This window comes from Anoxybacillus sp. B2M1 (assembly GCF_001634265.1).
Lineage (GTDB): Bacteria > Bacillota > Bacilli > Bacillales > Anoxybacillaceae > Anoxybacteroides > Anoxybacteroides rupiense.
In genome coordinates this window covers 2,203,332-2,219,449 of record NZ_CP015435.1, presented here as the reverse complement: position 1 = coordinate 2,219,449, position 16,118 = coordinate 2,203,332, and the positions used below count along the sequence as shown (strand labels likewise).

At 44.5% G+C, this 16,118-nt stretch carries 11 protein-coding genes; 10 read left to right on the top strand and 1 reads right to left on the bottom strand.

Annotated elements, in window-relative coordinates:
* Positions 1 to 132: 132 nt before the first annotated feature.
* The 9 genes from GFC28_RS10715 (at position 133) to GFC28_RS10675 (ending at position 9,546) form a co-directional block, all read left to right on the top strand.
* Entirely contained in the window at positions 133 to 666 is a 534-nt protein-coding gene (locus GFC28_RS10715) for an NfeD family membrane protein (RefSeq protein ID WP_044741384.1), read from the top strand.
* Positions 667 to 683: 17 nt separating this feature from the next.
* The gene (locus GFC28_RS10710; protein ID WP_044741385.1) at positions 684 to 2,216 is read left to right on the top strand and encodes a flotillin lipid rafts scaffold protein FloT; all 1,533 of its coding nucleotides are present in this window, start codon (positions 684 to 686) and stop codon (positions 2,214 to 2,216) included.
* Positions 2,217 to 2,431: 215 nt separating this feature from the next.
* On the top strand, positions 2,432 to 2,953 hold the full coding sequence (locus GFC28_RS10705) for an RNA polymerase sigma factor (protein ID WP_231883412.1): 522 nt from the start codon (positions 2,432 to 2,434) through the stop codon (positions 2,951 to 2,953).
* Positions 2,950 to 3,390, top strand: coding sequence for an anti-sigma factor (locus GFC28_RS10700; protein WP_044741387.1), 441 nt, complete (start codon positions 2,950 to 2,952; stop codon positions 3,388 to 3,390). The genes GFC28_RS10705 and GFC28_RS10700 overlap by 4 nt, the downstream gene beginning before the upstream one ends.
* Positions 3,387 to 4,445: a hypothetical protein gene (locus tag GFC28_RS10695; protein WP_044741388.1), complete on the top strand. Its 1,059-nt coding sequence runs from the start codon at positions 3,387 to 3,389 to the stop codon at positions 4,443 to 4,445. Before GFC28_RS10700 ends, GFC28_RS10695 begins: the two co-directional genes overlap by 4 nt.
* Before the next feature lie 3 nt (positions 4,446 to 4,448).
* On the top strand, positions 4,449 to 5,360 hold the full coding sequence (locus GFC28_RS10690; protein ID WP_052660891.1) for a hypothetical protein: 912 nt from the start codon (positions 4,449 to 4,451) through the stop codon (positions 5,358 to 5,360).
* Between the two features lie 140 nt (positions 5,361 to 5,500).
* Positions 5,501 to 6,427 carry a diacylglycerol kinase gene (locus tag GFC28_RS10685; protein WP_044741389.1) on the top strand — a complete coding sequence of 309 codons (927 nt, stop codon included), beginning with the start codon at positions 5,501 to 5,503 and terminating at the stop codon, positions 6,425 to 6,427.
* An 84-nt stretch (positions 6,428 to 6,511) separates the two neighbouring features.
* A complete protein-coding gene (gene rlmD, locus GFC28_RS10680) occupies positions 6,512 to 7,891 on the top strand; it encodes a 23S rRNA (uracil(1939)-C(5))-methyltransferase RlmD (protein WP_044741390.1) in 1,380 nt (459 codons plus the stop codon).
* A 128-nt stretch (positions 7,892 to 8,019) separates the two neighbouring features.
* Positions 8,020 to 9,546: an IS1182 family transposase gene (locus GFC28_RS10675; RefSeq protein WP_066329555.1), complete on the top strand. Its 1,527-nt coding sequence runs from the start codon at positions 8,020 to 8,022 to the stop codon at positions 9,544 to 9,546.
* Between the two features lie 223 nt (positions 9,547 to 9,769).
* Here GFC28_RS10675 and GFC28_RS10670 read toward each other — a convergent pair whose 3' ends face one another.
* Positions 9,770 to 10,042, bottom strand: coding sequence for a hypothetical protein (locus tag GFC28_RS10670; RefSeq protein ID WP_044746212.1), 273 nt, complete (start codon positions 10,040 to 10,042; stop codon positions 9,770 to 9,772).
* A gap of 730 nt (positions 10,043 to 10,772) precedes the next feature.
* On the opposite strand from GFC28_RS10670, the gene GFC28_RS10665 reads away from it, so the two are divergent.
* On the top strand, positions 10,773 to 15,983 hold the full coding sequence (locus GFC28_RS10665; protein ID WP_044746211.1) for a SpaA isopeptide-forming pilin-related protein: 5,211 nt from the start codon (positions 10,773 to 10,775) through the stop codon (positions 15,981 to 15,983).
* The last annotated feature ends 135 nt before the right edge of the window (positions 15,984 to 16,118 follow it).

The window sequence follows — 16,118 nt, the reverse complement described above, 5'->3', positions numbered from 1 at the left end:
TTTGATGAAAAAGAAGTGAAAATTTAGTAAAATAAAGAAAAGGAAATTTTATCAAAATGATGGAAAAACTGAAACCGTTCGCTTAGAAGATTCGTATATACAGATGAATCGGGCAAAAAAGGGGGGGAAGCGATGTTTGGGTATCCAATCGAGACGGTTTATTTATTTACGCTGGTCATCAGCGGCAGCTTAACCTTTCTTTATATTTTGTTAAGCGATGTGTTAGATGGCATCTTTGATGCATTCGATCATCCCTTATTAAGCCCTCAATTATTTTTATCCTTTTTTACCGTTCTCAGCGCTACTGGGTATTTGCTTGAGCGCTACACCGCAGCATCCTCTTATTTCATTGGGCTCATCAGCGCAGGAGTTGCACTGATTGTCGTGTTGCTTTTGCACTTTTTTGTGTTTGTTCCACTTCGCTCAGCGGAGTCCTCCCTGAACTATGCTCAAGAGGATTTAGAAGGGTGCAGAGCTAAGGTGATTATTACGGTGCCGGCAGATGGATTCGGCGAAATTTTAATTCAGCGGGCAAGCGGTGCCATTTCAAAACCGGCAAAAAGCTTGAAAAATGAGGAAATCCCGTTGGAAGCAGAGGTGATTGTGGTTAGCATGGAAAACGGTGTCGCTGTAGTGGCGAAGCGTGATCCATATTATATTTCATAAATAAAGGGGGAGCTTGTATGACGCCGATTTTAATTGTTATCGGAGTAGTCGTTGTGTTGCTGCTTGGACTGGTTGCCATTTTTATGATGCGGTACCGTACCGTTGGACCAGATGAAGCTTTAATCGTAACCGGCAGCTATCTTGGCAGCAAAAATGTACATGTAGATGAATCAGGAAATAAGATTAAGATTGTCCGGGGCGGCGGAACATTCGTCTTGCCGATTTTTCAACAAGCTGAACCATTGAGCTTGCTATCTATTAAACTAGATGTCCAAACGCCGGAAGTTTATACCGAGCAAGGAGTTCCGGTTATGGCAGATGGTGTAGCCATTATTAAAGTGGGCAGTTCGATTGGCGAAATTGCTACTGCCGCTGAGCAATTTCTAGGAAAGTCCAAGCAAGATATGGAGAATGAAGCGAAAGAAGTGCTGGAGGGGCATCTTCGTTCCATTCTCGGCTCCATGACAGTAGAAGAAATTTATAAAAACCGCGATAAGTTTTCACAAGAAGTGCAGCGTGTTGCTTCTCATGATTTAGCGAAAATGGGGCTCGTTATTGTTTCGTTTACTATTAAAGATGTACGTGACAAAAATGGCTACTTGGATGCGTTAGGAAAACCGCGCATTGCTCAAGTGAAGCGCGATGCGGACATTGCGACCGCAGAGGCGGAAAAGGAAACGCGTATTAAGCGCGCTGAAGCGGATAAAGATGCTCGTAAAGCCGAATTGGAGCGCTTGACGGAAATTGCGGAATCTGAAAAAATGAACCAGCTGAAGCTTGCCGAATTCCGGCGTGAGCAAGATATTGCCAAAGCGCGTGCGGACCAAGCCTATCACCTAGAAGAAGCGAAAGCGAAGCAGGAAGTTACTGAACAGCAAATGCAAATCAAAATTATCGAGCGGCAAAAACAAATTGAGCTTGAAGAAAAGGAAATTTTGCGCCGTGAACGTCAATATGATTCAGAGGTGAAAAAGAAAGCCGATGCCGACCGTTATGCAGTGGAGCAGGCAGCGGCGGCGGAAAAAGCTAAACAAATGGCGGAGGCCGATGCGCAAAAATACCGGGTGGAAGCAATGGCAAAAGCAGAGGCAGAGAAAGTGCGCATTGACGGTCTGGCCAAGGCGGAAGCAGAAAAGGCAAAAGGGGAAGCCGAAGCGGAAGTTATTCGTTTAAAAGGTCTGGCCGAAGCGGAAGCAAAACAAAAAATTGCCGAGGCATTCGAACAATACGGTCAAGCGGCCATTCTCGATATGATGATCAAAATGCTTCCTGAATATGCGAAACAAGTGGCAAGCCCGCTTGCTAATATTGACAAGATTACGATTGTGGACACGGGCGGCAGTGATGCGAATGGCGGTGCCAATCGTGTTGCAGGCTATGCGACCCATCTGATGGCGACGTTGCAGGAGTCTCTAAAAGCGGCTTCTGGCATTGATGTCAAAGAAATGCTTGAGAACTTTTCAGGCAAAGGAAATGTAAAGAGCAGCATCGACCAGCTAACGCAGGAGCTGGCGGAACAAAAAGCAAAAGGATCGGAGAATCAAGAATAATCGAAGGAAAAAGGCGCTTAGGGGCGCCTTTTTTTATGGGCTAAACAAAGACGGGGCTTGGATGTTCAAGCCATCTGCAGTTAGCCTGCTCTCGTCGCACTTCAGAGAAAATGGGGTAAAAATAAAAAACAAAAAAAGTGTAGGGGAAGCGCCAAGCCATTTCGTCTATATAAGTGAAGAAGGATCGAAAGGGGGAGAGTGGAATTCAAGACGATGTGCTAATAGACAAAGTTCAAAACGGCGACGAGCACGCCTTGCGCATGCTAATCGAGAAATACCGTGACTACTTATATAAAACGGTATATTCGATCATCCGGCATGAAAAAGATGCAGAAGATGCGACACAAGAAGTATTGGTTCGAATTTTCCTTTCCCTCTCCCAATACCAATCACAAGGTTTTAAAGCCTGGATTACGCGCATTGCTGTTAATTATGCCATTGATGTGAAGCGTAAAAGGGAACGAAAGCGAGAAGAAGCGCTCGAAGCAACGGAACCAGAAGCTGCTGAAAATGTAGAGCAGCTCGTCATCAAAAAAGCGGAAAAAGAACAAGTGCGGCGAAGGCTGGAGGAGATCCCGCCTAGCTATCGAGAAATTATTTATGCTTATTATATTGAAGAAAAATCATATCAGCAAATTGCCAAAGAGCAAAATATAGCCGTCAAAACGGTGGAAACCAAGCTGTATCGAGCGCGCCATTGGCTCCGAAAGCATTGGAAGGAGGGCGATTTTCAATGAGTCGCTATTCAAAAGAGGAATGGCAGCAGTTTATAAGCGATCAACTGACCGAAGCGAAAAGAATCGAAATGGAGGATCATTTGTATACATGTGATCGGTGTTTAGAGATCTATATGGAGCTGATGGAAGAACATGCAGCTTCTTTGCCTTCTCCTTCTAGATTCTCTATTTCTGCTGATGAGATTATCGCACAAGTTCGACAGGAGCCGCACCAGCAGCAGGAAAAAGTGGGGCAAAAGCTGCTTCATTACGGTATTGCTGCTGCGATTACGATTACGCTTTTGTCTTCAGGGATTTTTCAATCGATTGCCAACGCTGCTGTAGGCGCAAGCATATCAGAAAAACGGCCGTCCTATGCAGAGCAGTTGATGAACAAAACCATCTCGCTTCTTGATTGTATCCAATTGAGTCAAAAGGAGGAACCGCATCGCCGATGAAAAAACATCCACTTGTTGCATTCTTTTTATCGTTCATTCCAGGTGCAGGCCATTTGTATTTAAATAAAAAAGGAAGAGGGGTCTTTTATAATTTAAGTTTTTTCGCTCCAATTGTACTGGGAGCGGGACTTTTCGTTTTAACAGGTCAGAGAGAGCCGCTTTTGCTCGTGCTGCTTTCATTCATGATCTGGCTAATCAGCATGCTTGACATCATTCGCATTTTGATGCAAAGACAGCCGGAGCATATGGCTGCTCAAGAAGGAGGCAATCAGGACAGTGAGAAATTTTATACGATCTTGTTATCATTCGTTCCAGGGCTTGGCCATTTGCAATTGGGGCTTATGAATCGCGGATTGACACTATTGGTCAGCTTTTTTGGACTCATGATGATGATTTTCTTTGTCGCCGTGCTAACAAACCAAGGGAGCTTTTTAATCTTTTTAGGTATTTTGCCAATCATTTGGATTTACAGCATGTTTGATACGGTTCAGCAGCTGAATCGCAAGCAAAGAGGCGAACCGCTGGCTGATCGCGCCATTTTCCAGGAATTAGAGAACCTTCGTCAGGATGGAAGAAAAAGCAAAACCATCGCTATGCTGCTGTCCATATTTCCCGGAGCAGGGCATATGTATTTAGGGCTACAAAAGAGGGGACTGCAATTAATGGCCGCTTTTTTGTTAACCATTTATGTGATGGATGTATTAAGGTTATCCGCTTTCTTCTTCCTTATTCCAATTATTTGGTTTTATAGTTTTTTCGATGCGCTGCAAAAAGCGTCAAGCTATGGTGAAAAGGAATTAAAGGATGAACCGATTGTTTCTTATTTTGTTCACCATCAAAAATGGTTGGGGATCGGCTTAGTGTTATTAGGTCTCTATTATTTGTTGGACAGCATTTTTCTCCCAGCCTTTGCATCGCACCTTTCAGCGCTTTTCCATGTCGATATTTACGCTTTATATCATCAGTTCTTTCAAACGACGGTCGTTTGCCTGCTGTTGATCGCTGGAGGAATCAAACTTCTGTTAGGAAGCAAACAAAAAGGAGGGAGAGGATAGAACATGAGAACGTGGCGTGTTGGAACGGTATCGATGGGGGCCTCGCTTATTTTGCTGGGCTTTGCGTTGTTTTTGGCGCAATGGAAGCGAGTGGAGGCGACTGATATTTTTATGGGCTGGTGGCCATTTCTGCTCATATTGCTCGGCCTGGAAATTCTGATCTATCTTTATTTTACAAAACGAGAGAATACATTTGTTAAATATGATCTTTTCAGTATTGTATTTATCGGCCTGCTTGGCTTCTTCGCCATTGCCCTTTTTCTGCTTTCTTCAACAGGTCTATTGGGGGAAATCCGCGCGGCGGCCAGCGGCAAAATGCGCGTCTTTCAGTTGCCGGATGCCCGCCATCAAGTGGCGCCGGACATCAAGCGGATTGTCCTGCAAACAGGCCCCGACCCTGTTGTGGTCGAAGGGAGCAGCGCCAAGAGCGTTCATATTTTTGGTACCTATCAATCCGCTTCGTCTCATGACGTGAAAAAACCAGCTGATTATGTTGCGATCCAGTTAGCGGGGGACACGATGTATGTGATCATCAAAAACTTGCCGAAACAGAGGGGATGGTTTTATACAGGAGGAGAATTATCGCCAACTGTCGTTGTACCGGCCCATATCCCTCTTGAAGTGCGCGGCACCCACAACGAAATGCGCATGGCTCCGCGTCAGCTTGCCGCTGATTGGACGGTTTCAAACGCAAGCAGTGTGGCCGTTGAGGTGGAGAGCAGCGCCAATCTGTTAGTGACGGCAGCCGTTCGTGGGAGCTTAGAGGATGGCAATGTGGCTTGGAAAAAAGACATCGAAACTTCTCAACAAGAAACACCTGAACAGCCCACCAAAGGAAGCGTGCAAGTGGGAAAGGGAGAACATCGCTTGCAGCTGTTTGATATTGAACAGGCTTCCGTACAGGTCATTCATTGAGTTGATGCCTGCTTTTTGATATAATGTTGCGCCGAAGGAATACATCAAAATAGACAAGCGGAAAAATTGCATCTATTTGTTTCTTCCGCTATTATGTTAAATAGTGGAATCGACTAAAACATGAACTAGGATGATGGGATATGAAACGAGCAAGAATCATTTATAATCCTACCTCAGGCCGTGAATTGTTTAGAAAGCATCTGCCCGATGTTTTAATTCGTCTAGAGGAAGCCGGATATGAAACGTCCTGTCATGCGACAACCGGCGCTGGCGATGCCACAGAAGCGGCAAAACAAGCCGTCGAGCGCCGCTTTGATCTTGTCATCGCCGCCGGAGGAGATGGAACGATTCATGAAGTCGTCAATGGGATTGCCAATCAAGACTATCGTCCTCAGCTTGGCATCATTCCGGTTGGAACAACGAACGATTTTGCCCGTGCGATTGGCGTTCCTCGCTCCATTGAAGGAGCCTGTGATGTCATTATCAATGGCGAAGCCGTGTCGATTGACATTGGCTCAGTCATCATTGAAGAAAAAACGCGCTACTTTATTAATATTGCCGGAGGAGGACGTTTGACCGAATTGACGTATGAAGTGCCGAGCAAGCTAAAAACAATGCTGGGCCAGCTCGCCTATTATTTAAAAGGGATCGAAATGCTGCCGTCCATTCGCGCGGCTGAAGCGAGAATTGAGTATGATGGCAAGGTATATGAAGGGGAAATCATGCTGTTTCTCGTTTCCTTGACGAACTCCGTCGGCGGATTTGAAAAGCTTGCTCCTGATTCATCGTTAAATGATGGCATGTTCGATTTAATTATTTTAAAGAAAACGAACCTTGCCGAATTTATTCGTGTGGTTACACTGGCTTCAAGAGGAGAGCATATTAACGATCCGCATTTAATTTATACAAAGGCAAACCGGATTAAGGTGACCACTCCGAATCATATGCAGCTGAATTTAGACGGTGAATACGGCGGCATGCTTCCAGGAGAATTTGTCAACTTGTACCGCCACTTGGAGGTATTTGTCCCGAAGGAAAAAGCAGAGCAAATGAGAGCAGGATTTTGAGCGGAAATCCTGTTCTCTTTTTGTGTTCAGCTAGATCGTATGATACAATCAGTGCAGCATGCTCATGAAAAGGAAGTAGGAACGATGGCAAAGATAGAAGCACCAGTGAAAAAAAACGAGTATTATGACGTTGTGTTTGAAGATTTAACACATGATGGCGCGGGGGTTGCGAAAGTCGACGGCTTCCCGATTTTTGTCGCAAACGGGCTGCCGGAAGAACGGGCAAAAATTAAAGTCATTAAAGTGAAAAAAGGCTATGGCTATGGCCGTTTAGTCGAGCTATATCAGCCGAGCCCGGACCGCATCGACGCTCCCTGTGCGATTTATAAACAATGCGGCGGCTGCCAGCTTCAGCATTTAAGCTATGAAGGGCAGTTAAAAGCTAAGCATAAGCATGTTCAAGAAGTGATGACGCGCATCGGAAAAATCACGAATGTGACCATTCATCCTGTACTGGGGATGAAGGACCCGTGGCGCTATCGCAACAAAGCTCAAGTCCCGGTTGGCGAGCGCGATGGAGGGCTTGTCGCTGGATTTTATCAGCAGCGCACCCATGACATTATTGATATGCAAGCATGTCTAATCCAGCAGGAAATGAACGATGTGGTGGTGCAGACGGTCAAAAGCATCTGTGAGGCTTATGGAGTTGAGCCATATGATGAAGCTACGCATCGCGGGACGCTTCGCCATATTATGGCGCGTTATGGAGCGGCAACGAAGGAGGTCATGGTGGTCCTCATTACGCGTACGAGGGAGCTGCCCCATAAAAAGAAAATCGTACAAGCCATTGCGGAACAGGTGCCGAACGTGAAATCTATCATCCAAAACATCAATCCAAAACGCACCAATGTGATTATGGGGGATGAAACGAACGTATTGTGGGGAGCAGAATATATTTATGATGATATTGGCGGCATTCAATTTGCCATTTCCGCCCGCTCCTTCTATCAGGTGAATCCGGAACAAACGAGGGTGTTGTACGAAAAGGCGCTCGAGTACGCGCAATTAACGGGAGAGGAAACGGTGATCGATGCTTATTGTGGCATTGGCACCATCTCGCTTTTCTTGGCCAAAAAGGCGAAAAAAGTGTATGGAGTCGAAATGGTGCCAGAGGCGATTGAAGACGCGAAACGGAACGCTAAGCTCAATGGCATCACCAATGCAGAGTTTGCTGGCGGAGAAGCAGAAACGGTCATTCCGCACTGGTATGAACAAGGCGTACAAGCCGATTGCGTCGTTGTCGATCCGCCGCGCAAAGGATGCGATGAAGCCCTTTTACAAACGATCATTGCCATGAAGCCGAAGCGAGTCGTCTACGTTTCCTGCAACCCAGCGACATTAGCGCGCGATTTGCGCATTCTCGAAGATGGCGGCTACCAAACACTCGAAATCCAGCCTGTCGACATGTTCCCGCATACGAATCATGTGGAGTGCTGTGCGTTGATAAAGAGAGTTGAAGAATGAGGATGTCCCAAAAGTGTTCGCATAGCGTTCGTTTTTGGGACACTTTTTTGGATAAAAAAGAAGAAAACCGTTCCTCTTTTGGTATAATAGAGTCACCACAACCCTACCAAAGAAAGGACGGTTTTCTTATGTACACTTATTATAATCGAGATCAACTCATTTTGCCAATGGATCTTGAAATTTTCATTCCCAAACATCATCTTTGCCGGATTGTGGATCTGGCAGTGGAAAAAATGGATCCGGCTCTGTTCGTTTCCCTCTATCCTGGCGGAGGGCGTCCAGCCTATCATCCGAAAATGATGTTGAAAGTCATCCTGTATGCCTATGCCAATCGGATCTACTCCTCTCGCCAAATCGCTAAGCAGTTGAAAGAAAACATTTACTTTATGTGGCTATCCGGCCATCAAACACCGGATTTTCGCACGATCAACCGATTTCGGTCGGAACGGATGAAGGACATCCTTTACGAAACGTTTTTCTCCATTGTCGATCTTCTGCGTCAAGAAGGGTTGGTCAAGTTAGAGGATTATTTTCTGGATGGAACGAAAATCGAGGCCAATGCCAACCGATATACATTCGTTTGGCGCAAATCAACGGAAAAGTACGATCAGAAACTGGAGGAGAAATTCCGGAAAATCGTTGCCTCGATCGAACAGGTGACGAAAGAAGATGAAGAGGCGGAACAAGAGGGGGATTTTCAAGAAAAGCTGGAAGCTTCACCGATCACGTCCGAAAGGATCGAAGCCGTCATCGAACAAGTGGAAGAGCGCCTAAAGAAAGAGCCGAAGAATCGTACGTTAAAGAAAGCCAAACAGCAATTAGAACAAGATCTTCTCCCCCGTAAGAAAAAATATGAAGAATGCAAAGAAAGATTAGGCGAACGGAACAGTTTTTCGAAAACGGATCCGGATGCCACGTTTATGCGGATGAAGGACGACCATATGAAAAACGGCCAGCTCAAACCGGGGTACAATGGGCAGATCGGGACAGAGAACCCATTCATCACTGGATTTAGCGTGCATCAACGGGCAGGGGATGCCGGATGTTTCATTCCGCATTTGGAGCAATTGGCCGCCTATGGGAGTGAGGAGAACTACACGTACTGTGAGAAAAAGGAGATCGTCGCCCTGATCAAGTACAACACGTTGGATCGGGAACAAACGAAAGCGTGGGCGAAGGAGATCGGCCGAATCGAGAACATGACGTATGATGAGGAGCTGGATGAGTGGATTTGCGCTAAAGGGGAACGGTTGGTGTTTGGGTATGAACGGAAGGAAACGACCGACAACGGGTACGTTACCGTCAAACGGACGTATCGTTGTACGGCTTGTGCCGGATGCCCGTTTCAGGCGACATGCGCCAAAGGCAAAGACACGAACACCATCCGCGTTTCCTTGAAAAATCAACAACAACGGCAAGAGATCCGTAAACGGCTGTCCACGGAAGAAGGGGCGGCGACGTACCGAAAACGACAAATCGAAAACGAGCCGGTGTTTGGGCAAATCAAGCACAACCAGCAATTTCAGCGCTTTTTGTTAAGAGGGCTCCCAAAAATCACCTTGGAATGGGGGCTTATTTGTGCTGCTCACAATTTGAGAAAGTGGGCGGCCACAACCGATCCAACAAAGAAAAAACAGGATCAAATTCAGAAATAAGGAGAAATTCTCGTTTCAAAAAAAGGAATAAATAACCAAATAGTAAAGAAAAGAAACAGAGGCTGTCCCCAAAAGGTCGGTTTAACGACCTTTTGAGACAGCCTCTTATTTCAATACGATTAATTGCCTCGAGTGACTGTCTCAATTCTCGAAGCGATAAATCATCGATTTTTTTTACTCATGTCCATTAATGAATTCTCCATATTCTTCTTTTGAAATGATCTCATCCACTAATAAGTTCAGAGTTTTCTTCTTTTTTGATTGCGATCATTCGATTTTTTTCGGTAGGAATTTCATTTGCTTTTCTGATTCTCTTTTTTTCTTTTCTAGAATGTATGGGAGGAGCACTGCTCAGTGAGGATGCAAGTGTTTTGAGATCATGTAAGATTGCATATTGTAAGTCAGCTTCCTTTACTAAATGTCTGCTACATGCTTTCGCTCCATGTTGATTGTCATTTCCCCAAATGTCTCCCTTGCTGTTGGCTTTGTAGTCCATACCATGTTCGCAATCTGCGTAATATACAGGTGCTAGTGAATAAATGTTTTTCGGCCTGTGGTTAAGTTGATATAGACTTAGACTTGAAGAATTCAAGAAAGCATTAATTTTTTTGAAATAACTTGCTCAGCTAAAACGCCCTTTAAAACATTCAACGAGTTACGTTTGAGCCTGTTCGAAAATAATGGAAGTTATCTCAAATACCTTTAAAAACAATAGAATAACCTTTACCCAGACCAATGATAAAAACTTGATCTGCCTTTAAAACTACGGAACCCATTCGAATTCGAATGGGTTCTTAATTTGTGGCCAACTCGTGTCAAAGCAAGCATCATGATCGTGGCTATGCTGCAAACAGCGGTTATAGGATCTTTGATAGCCGCTCCATAATGAAAAGAAGAAGGATGCTCAAAAATGGAAGTAATGGGATTTCTAAAAAATGGGCAGTTGTAAAATATTATAAATTTGCTGATGAAACGATTTTGATTGGAAGTATGTGTTTGCCGCGCATAGGCGGCTTTTTGTTTTTGCTGGGAAAATAAAAGATGAATGATTATTTTTTATGTTCAGAAATTGTATAGAATATCCAGTTACACTGTAAATATTCGACCTGTGGCAATGGGGCGAATATTGTGTTGAGAGACGGGAATGGTCCATTAGCTGGGAAGGCGGGCGGAGTCCCGCCACTCAAACGAATGCAGTAAAGTATAGAAAGGATGAAGAGGCGAGAATGAGGAAAAGAAAAGTAAGTATTGCTGTTTTAACGCTTGTCTTTTTTTTAACAAGTTTTTTTAGTCATTTAGGGCTGCCTGTTGGCGCTGAAGACAAAGGAAAAGAAAAATTGGTACTTGTTGATGTGAAGATGTTCAACCAAAAAGGAAAGGAGATTGATTCAACACGATATCCGGATCGCCGTGTCGCAGTGGATGAGTCGTTACAGCTCCGCTATCATTGGAAGTTATCCGGGGCGGAGTTCAAAGCCGGAGAGCGACAATCGTTTGGTTTGCCCAAAGAACTCAAGATTCAGCAGGAACAAAACGGCTCGCTTGTTTCTAACGACAATGTGACCGTTGGCACCTTCCAAGCAACCATGGATGGTACAGTCACTATCACTTTTAACGAAGCCCAGCATATTGAAGAGGCTCAAGGAACATTGACTATACAATCCGTACTGAAACAGGATGCCGTTGGCGATCAAAAAAACATTCCGGTTTCTTTTGCGCTTGACGACCGCCAAGTCATCATTCCAGTCCCTCTTCAAGAGATGGATAAGGAGCAAGAACTGGATGGAGAAAAAAAAGCCATGGAATCGGAAAAGGATTTGAATGAGACAACGGCGGCGAATCCATCCGGTGATGATGGCAAAGAGAATGAGGCAGAAACCACTGAAAATCAGGCGGAAAAATCGTCGGCATCTTCTTCAGAAGCGATAACGGAAAACATTATTACCGACGTGAAATTGTATCAACGGAATGAAGATGAAGCGGAGCGCCTATTAGCGCCGGGTGAAGAAATTCGAGTAGACAATCCGTACGACCAGTTTAAAGTGAGAATTCACTACTCATTCGCATTGCCGAACAACCACGACTATGGCGCAGGCTCCACATTTACCATTCATGTTCCCGATGTGTTTAATGTGCCGCCAAACCCTGAACCTGTCCCTCTTCGTACGCCACAAGACGTGGAGTATGCCAGCTTTGTGATCAACAACCAAGGGGAAGTTGTGATCACCTTTAATGAAAATATTTCGGAAAATTCAAACATTAGCGGTTTTGTCGAGTTATGGTCGGAATTTGATTCGCATTATAGCGGGGAAGCGGAACAGGTGATTTCGTTTCCAATTTCAGAAGGGGTTTCCATCGATTATCCGGTCACCTTGATTCCTAGGAATGCAGAAGCGATTCATAAAAGCGGCGTTGCGAATAAAAGTTATAATACGGAAACAATTACTTGGACAGTCGATCTCAATAAAAATTTACAAACCATTGAAAATGCGATCGTTCAAGATGAAACAGAAGGGAACCACGCCTTTGTCCCAGGTTCGATAAAAGTTTACAAATTGGCGATGCGGACAGATGGAAGCATTGATGAAAGCAAGACGGAAGAGCTGACCAATCATGGATTTGGATCGCAATTTCCATTGGAGTTAGGAACGATTGATTCCGCCTATCGGATCGTTTATCAAACGAAAATCGCACCGGGAGATACAGGAACTTCTTATAAAAATAAAGTGACCTTGTTCGGTGATGGTATGGAGGATGTCTCTTCAGAAACAAGCGTTGGTGTGACGCGCGGCCAACCATTGGATAAAAGAGCATCTGGTTATGATTCAAGCACGCAAATGGTCACTTGGGAAATTAAATATAATTACGATGAAAAAGAAATTGCGGCCAACCAAGCGAAGTTGACCGATATTTTTGGAGAAGGCCATGAACTCGTTTACACAACAGAAGCCAAAGACGGGATTGAAGTTTTTGAAGTCGACATTGACCCGGATACAGGACAGGAAGGAGAACAAAGAAAAATTGACGATTTTTCGGTTACTTCTAATCCAGACGGATTTGTCCTTGATTTTGGAAAAGCGCTTCATAAAGCCTATAAAATTACGTACAAAACAAAAGCTTCGGAACGTGTTGAACAAGGACTTACACTGACCAATACGGTGCGAGACGAATTTGATCATGAAAAGACGGCTTCTCGTCCAATTTCCCAACAAATTTTCCACAAATCTCATAATGGCGGCCAAACCAATTATGATGGGAAAGAAACAGGTTGGACGATCACAATCAATGGCGACGAATATCACATGGAAAATGTGCAGGTAGTGGATACATTGCCGGCCGGATTTACCCCGAAAGATATTGTGGTGACACATGGCGGGCAATCGTTGCAAGCGGAAGAAGATTACGAGTGGAAGTTTGAAGATGGGAAGTTAACGATTGACTTTTTGCAGCCGATCGATCAAAGAGTCGTGATCACGTACAAAACGGAGATCGATTTCGATAACGTGCAGCCAGAAGCAAATGGGAGCTTCACAAACAGCGCCCAATTGACTTGGGACGCAGACGGTAACAATGGATCGGGAGAAAAAGAAGCAGAAGCTGTTTTCAATCCGGATAACTATACAAAAAACAACGGGTTTAAATCCGGTTCATACAACCTTGAAACGAAAGCGATCGATTGGACGATTGGGGTTAACTACAACAAAGCCACATTAAAAGATGTCGTAGTGGAAGATATCATTCAAGGGGCTCAAAATTTCGATTTAGAGTCTGTTCGCGTTTTCCATATGGAATTAACGGGCGGCGCCAATGGTTACGAAAAGGGAGCCGAGCTTGCTCAAGATGAGTACGAAGTTGTCGAGATTAATGGCCCTAATGGTGAACCAGGATTCCAGGTGAAACTGGGCGACATCGATTCGCCGTATCTTATCACCTTTCAAACGAATCTCAACAACCAATTGGTTTTTGCGGAATACCAGAACAAAGCCATTGTTAAAAGTGAGGGAAAGGATGATCTCGAATTAACCGCGTCGGTCAAACCGACTCGCGGCGGAGAATACACAAAAAAAGATGTTAATCAAGATCAAAATAATCCGCGAATCGCCCATTGGAAAGTCGATATCAATTTTACGCAATCGACCGTATCCAATGTATCTTTAGTCGATACGCCGAGTAAAAACCAAGCGTTTCTCAAAGATACCTTTACACTTTACGAAACCATTGTGACAGAAAACAACATTGTAAAAGGCGAGGCGTTAACCGAAGGTGTCGATTATTCACTTAATTTCCAAACCAATGAGGATGATACGGAAACATTCACCTTGAAATTCCTAGATAAAATTGAGCGTCCGTATATTCTCGAATATGATACGTATATTTTGTATAAGGGCGATGGAAATATTAGCAATGACGCGCATTTTAATGGGGATGAAACGAAAAGTGTGCCGACGGATGATTCACGACGCGTCGCTATTAATCTCTCTGGCATGGGCGGAGGCATTGATGGAGAAATTGGCGGCCTTGAGATTTCCAAAATTGATGCCGATAGCAAAGAGCCGCTAGAAGGAGCGGAATTCACATTATATGACCAAAGCGGCCAAATCGCCTTAAAAACTGCTACGACTGGCGAAGACGGCAAGGTTCAATTTAGCAACTTGCTTTATGGCGATTATATTCTGAAGGAAACAAAAGCGCCGGAAGGATATTTTGTCGGTATTGCCGATCAGCGAACGGTGAATGTAAATAGTGAATTAATACCAGTAGTCGTCGAAAACAAAAAAATGATGCGAGCGGTAGAGCTGACAAAAGTGGATAAAGATTCAGAAAAAAGATTGGGCGGCGCCGTGTTTGAACTGCAGAAAAAAAATGGTGAAGCTTATGAAGCTATCGCTCGTTTTACAACCGATGGGCAAGGGATTATCTATCAAGATCAGCTTGAACCTGGGGAATATCAATTTATTGAAATTAGCGCTCCCTATGGATATCGAAAACAAAGCGAACCGATTCCATTTACTATCGTGGATCAACAAACCGAAGCAGTTAAAGTCACCGCCTACAATGTGAGAGTACCTGATCAGGGCGGAATCATCAATGGCCAGGTAGAATTAACCAAAGTCGATCTAGATAATAAGAGAGCTCCTTTGCCAGGTGCGGTGTTTGACTTGCAGGACAGCAAGGGCAACACGATACAAAAAGGATTGACTACCAACCATGCTGGAAAACTGCTAGTGACTGGATTGGCGCCGGGATCATACCAATTTATAGAAACGGAAGCCCCTTTTGGTTATCAATTGAATCCGACACCGATTCCTTTCACCATTCATCAGGGCGATTCTACTATTGTGGAAGTCAGTGCAGAAAATGAACTGATGACGGGATCTGTGCAGCTCATCAAAGTAGACCGCGATAACCGCCAGCTGAGATTAGCCGGTGCGGTGTTTGAGCTTCAGGATGATAAAGGCAACACCTTGCGAACAGGGCTGGTGACCGATCATGAAGGAACATTAACAGTGACGGGCTTAAAGCCAGGTAATTATCAATTTGTGGAAACGAAAGCTCCTTTTGGGTATGATATAGATCAAACACCGATTTCTTTCACTATTGAAAAAGGGCAAGTGGAAACAATTGTGAAACAAATGGAAAACAGAGTGAGCACAGGATCCGTGGAGCTCATGAAAGTAGACAAGGAAAACAACGAAAAAAGACTGAAGGGAGCAGAGTATCGTTTAGAAAGTGCATCGGGTGACGTATTATTGAAAGGGTTAACCACCAACGACGAAGGAAAATTGGTTGTCCATGATTTAAAACCGGGACGATATCAATTCATTGAAACGAAAGCTCCTAAACATTATCAATTGGACAGTACCCCCATTATGTTTACCATTGAAAAAGGTCAAACGATCACATTGTCCATCGTGGCGCAAAATGAATTGATTTCAGGGGCCGTCCAGTTGACCAAAGTGGATCAACAGAATCACGGGTACACTTTAGCTGGCGCCGTGTTTGATCTTCGTGATGACAAAGGGAACATCTTGCAAAAAGGATTGACCACGAACAGGGAAGGAAAACTGTTGGTGAACGATTTAAAGCCAGGTGTGTATCAATTCGTTGAAACCAAGGCTCCTAAAGGTTACCAGCTACGCACAACACCAGTATCATTTACGATTCCGCTCAGCCCGGATAAAGTGGTACAGGTTATTGTGACAAATGAAAAACAAGAGCTCACAGGAGAAAAAATAGATCGACCAGGGAATCTTGGCCCGCCCGTGGACCCTCAAGATCATCAAGCTTCCTACGGTTCGAACCACGCTGAAGGAATAAAAGCGGGAGAGACCTTGCCAAACACAGCCACTTCCATGTTTAATGGTCTGTTCATAGGAGCGATCCTGCTTCTTGCAGGGCTCTTGCTGCTCATGAAGAAAAAAGGAAAACAGAGATAAGTTTATAAAGAGAGGCTGCCAAAGATCAACTCGTGTGGCAGCCTCTTTATAAAAAATACCACTATCATATCGGTTTATGGCAATGAAATTAAGCGATGACTTCGTTTAGACAACGGACCATCCGCGTTGGAAAGG

Coding starts and splice junctions, on each gene's coding strand:
- rlmD (WP_044741390.1), top strand. CDS start 6,512: ATGGCAAAGATAGAAGCACCAGTGAAAAAAAACGAGTATTATGACGTT.
- GFC28_RS10700 (WP_044741387.1), top strand. CDS start 2,950: ATGAGTCGCTATTCAAAAGAGGAATGGCAGCAGTTTATAAGCGATCAA.
- GFC28_RS10715 (WP_044741384.1), top strand. CDS start 133: ATGTTTGGGTATCCAATCGAGACGGTTTATTTATTTACGCTGGTCATC.
- GFC28_RS10695 (WP_044741388.1), top strand. CDS start 3,387: ATGAAAAAACATCCACTTGTTGCATTCTTTTTATCGTTCATTCCAGGT.
- GFC28_RS10710 (WP_044741385.1), top strand. CDS start 684: ATGACGCCGATTTTAATTGTTATCGGAGTAGTCGTTGTGTTGCTGCTT.
- GFC28_RS10675 (WP_066329555.1), top strand. CDS start 8,020: ATGTACACTTATTATAATCGAGATCAACTCATTTTGCCAATGGATCTT.
- GFC28_RS10690 (WP_052660891.1), top strand. CDS start 4,449: ATGAGAACGTGGCGTGTTGGAACGGTATCGATGGGGGCCTCGCTTATT.
- GFC28_RS10685 (WP_044741389.1), top strand. CDS start 5,501: ATGAAACGAGCAAGAATCATTTATAATCCTACCTCAGGCCGTGAATTG.
- GFC28_RS10670 (WP_044746212.1), bottom strand. CDS start 10,042: ATGGACTACAAAGCCAACAGCAAGGGAGACATTTGGGGAAATGACAAT.
- GFC28_RS10665 (WP_044746211.1), top strand. CDS start 10,773: ATGAGGAAAAGAAAAGTAAGTATTGCTGTTTTAACGCTTGTCTTTTTT.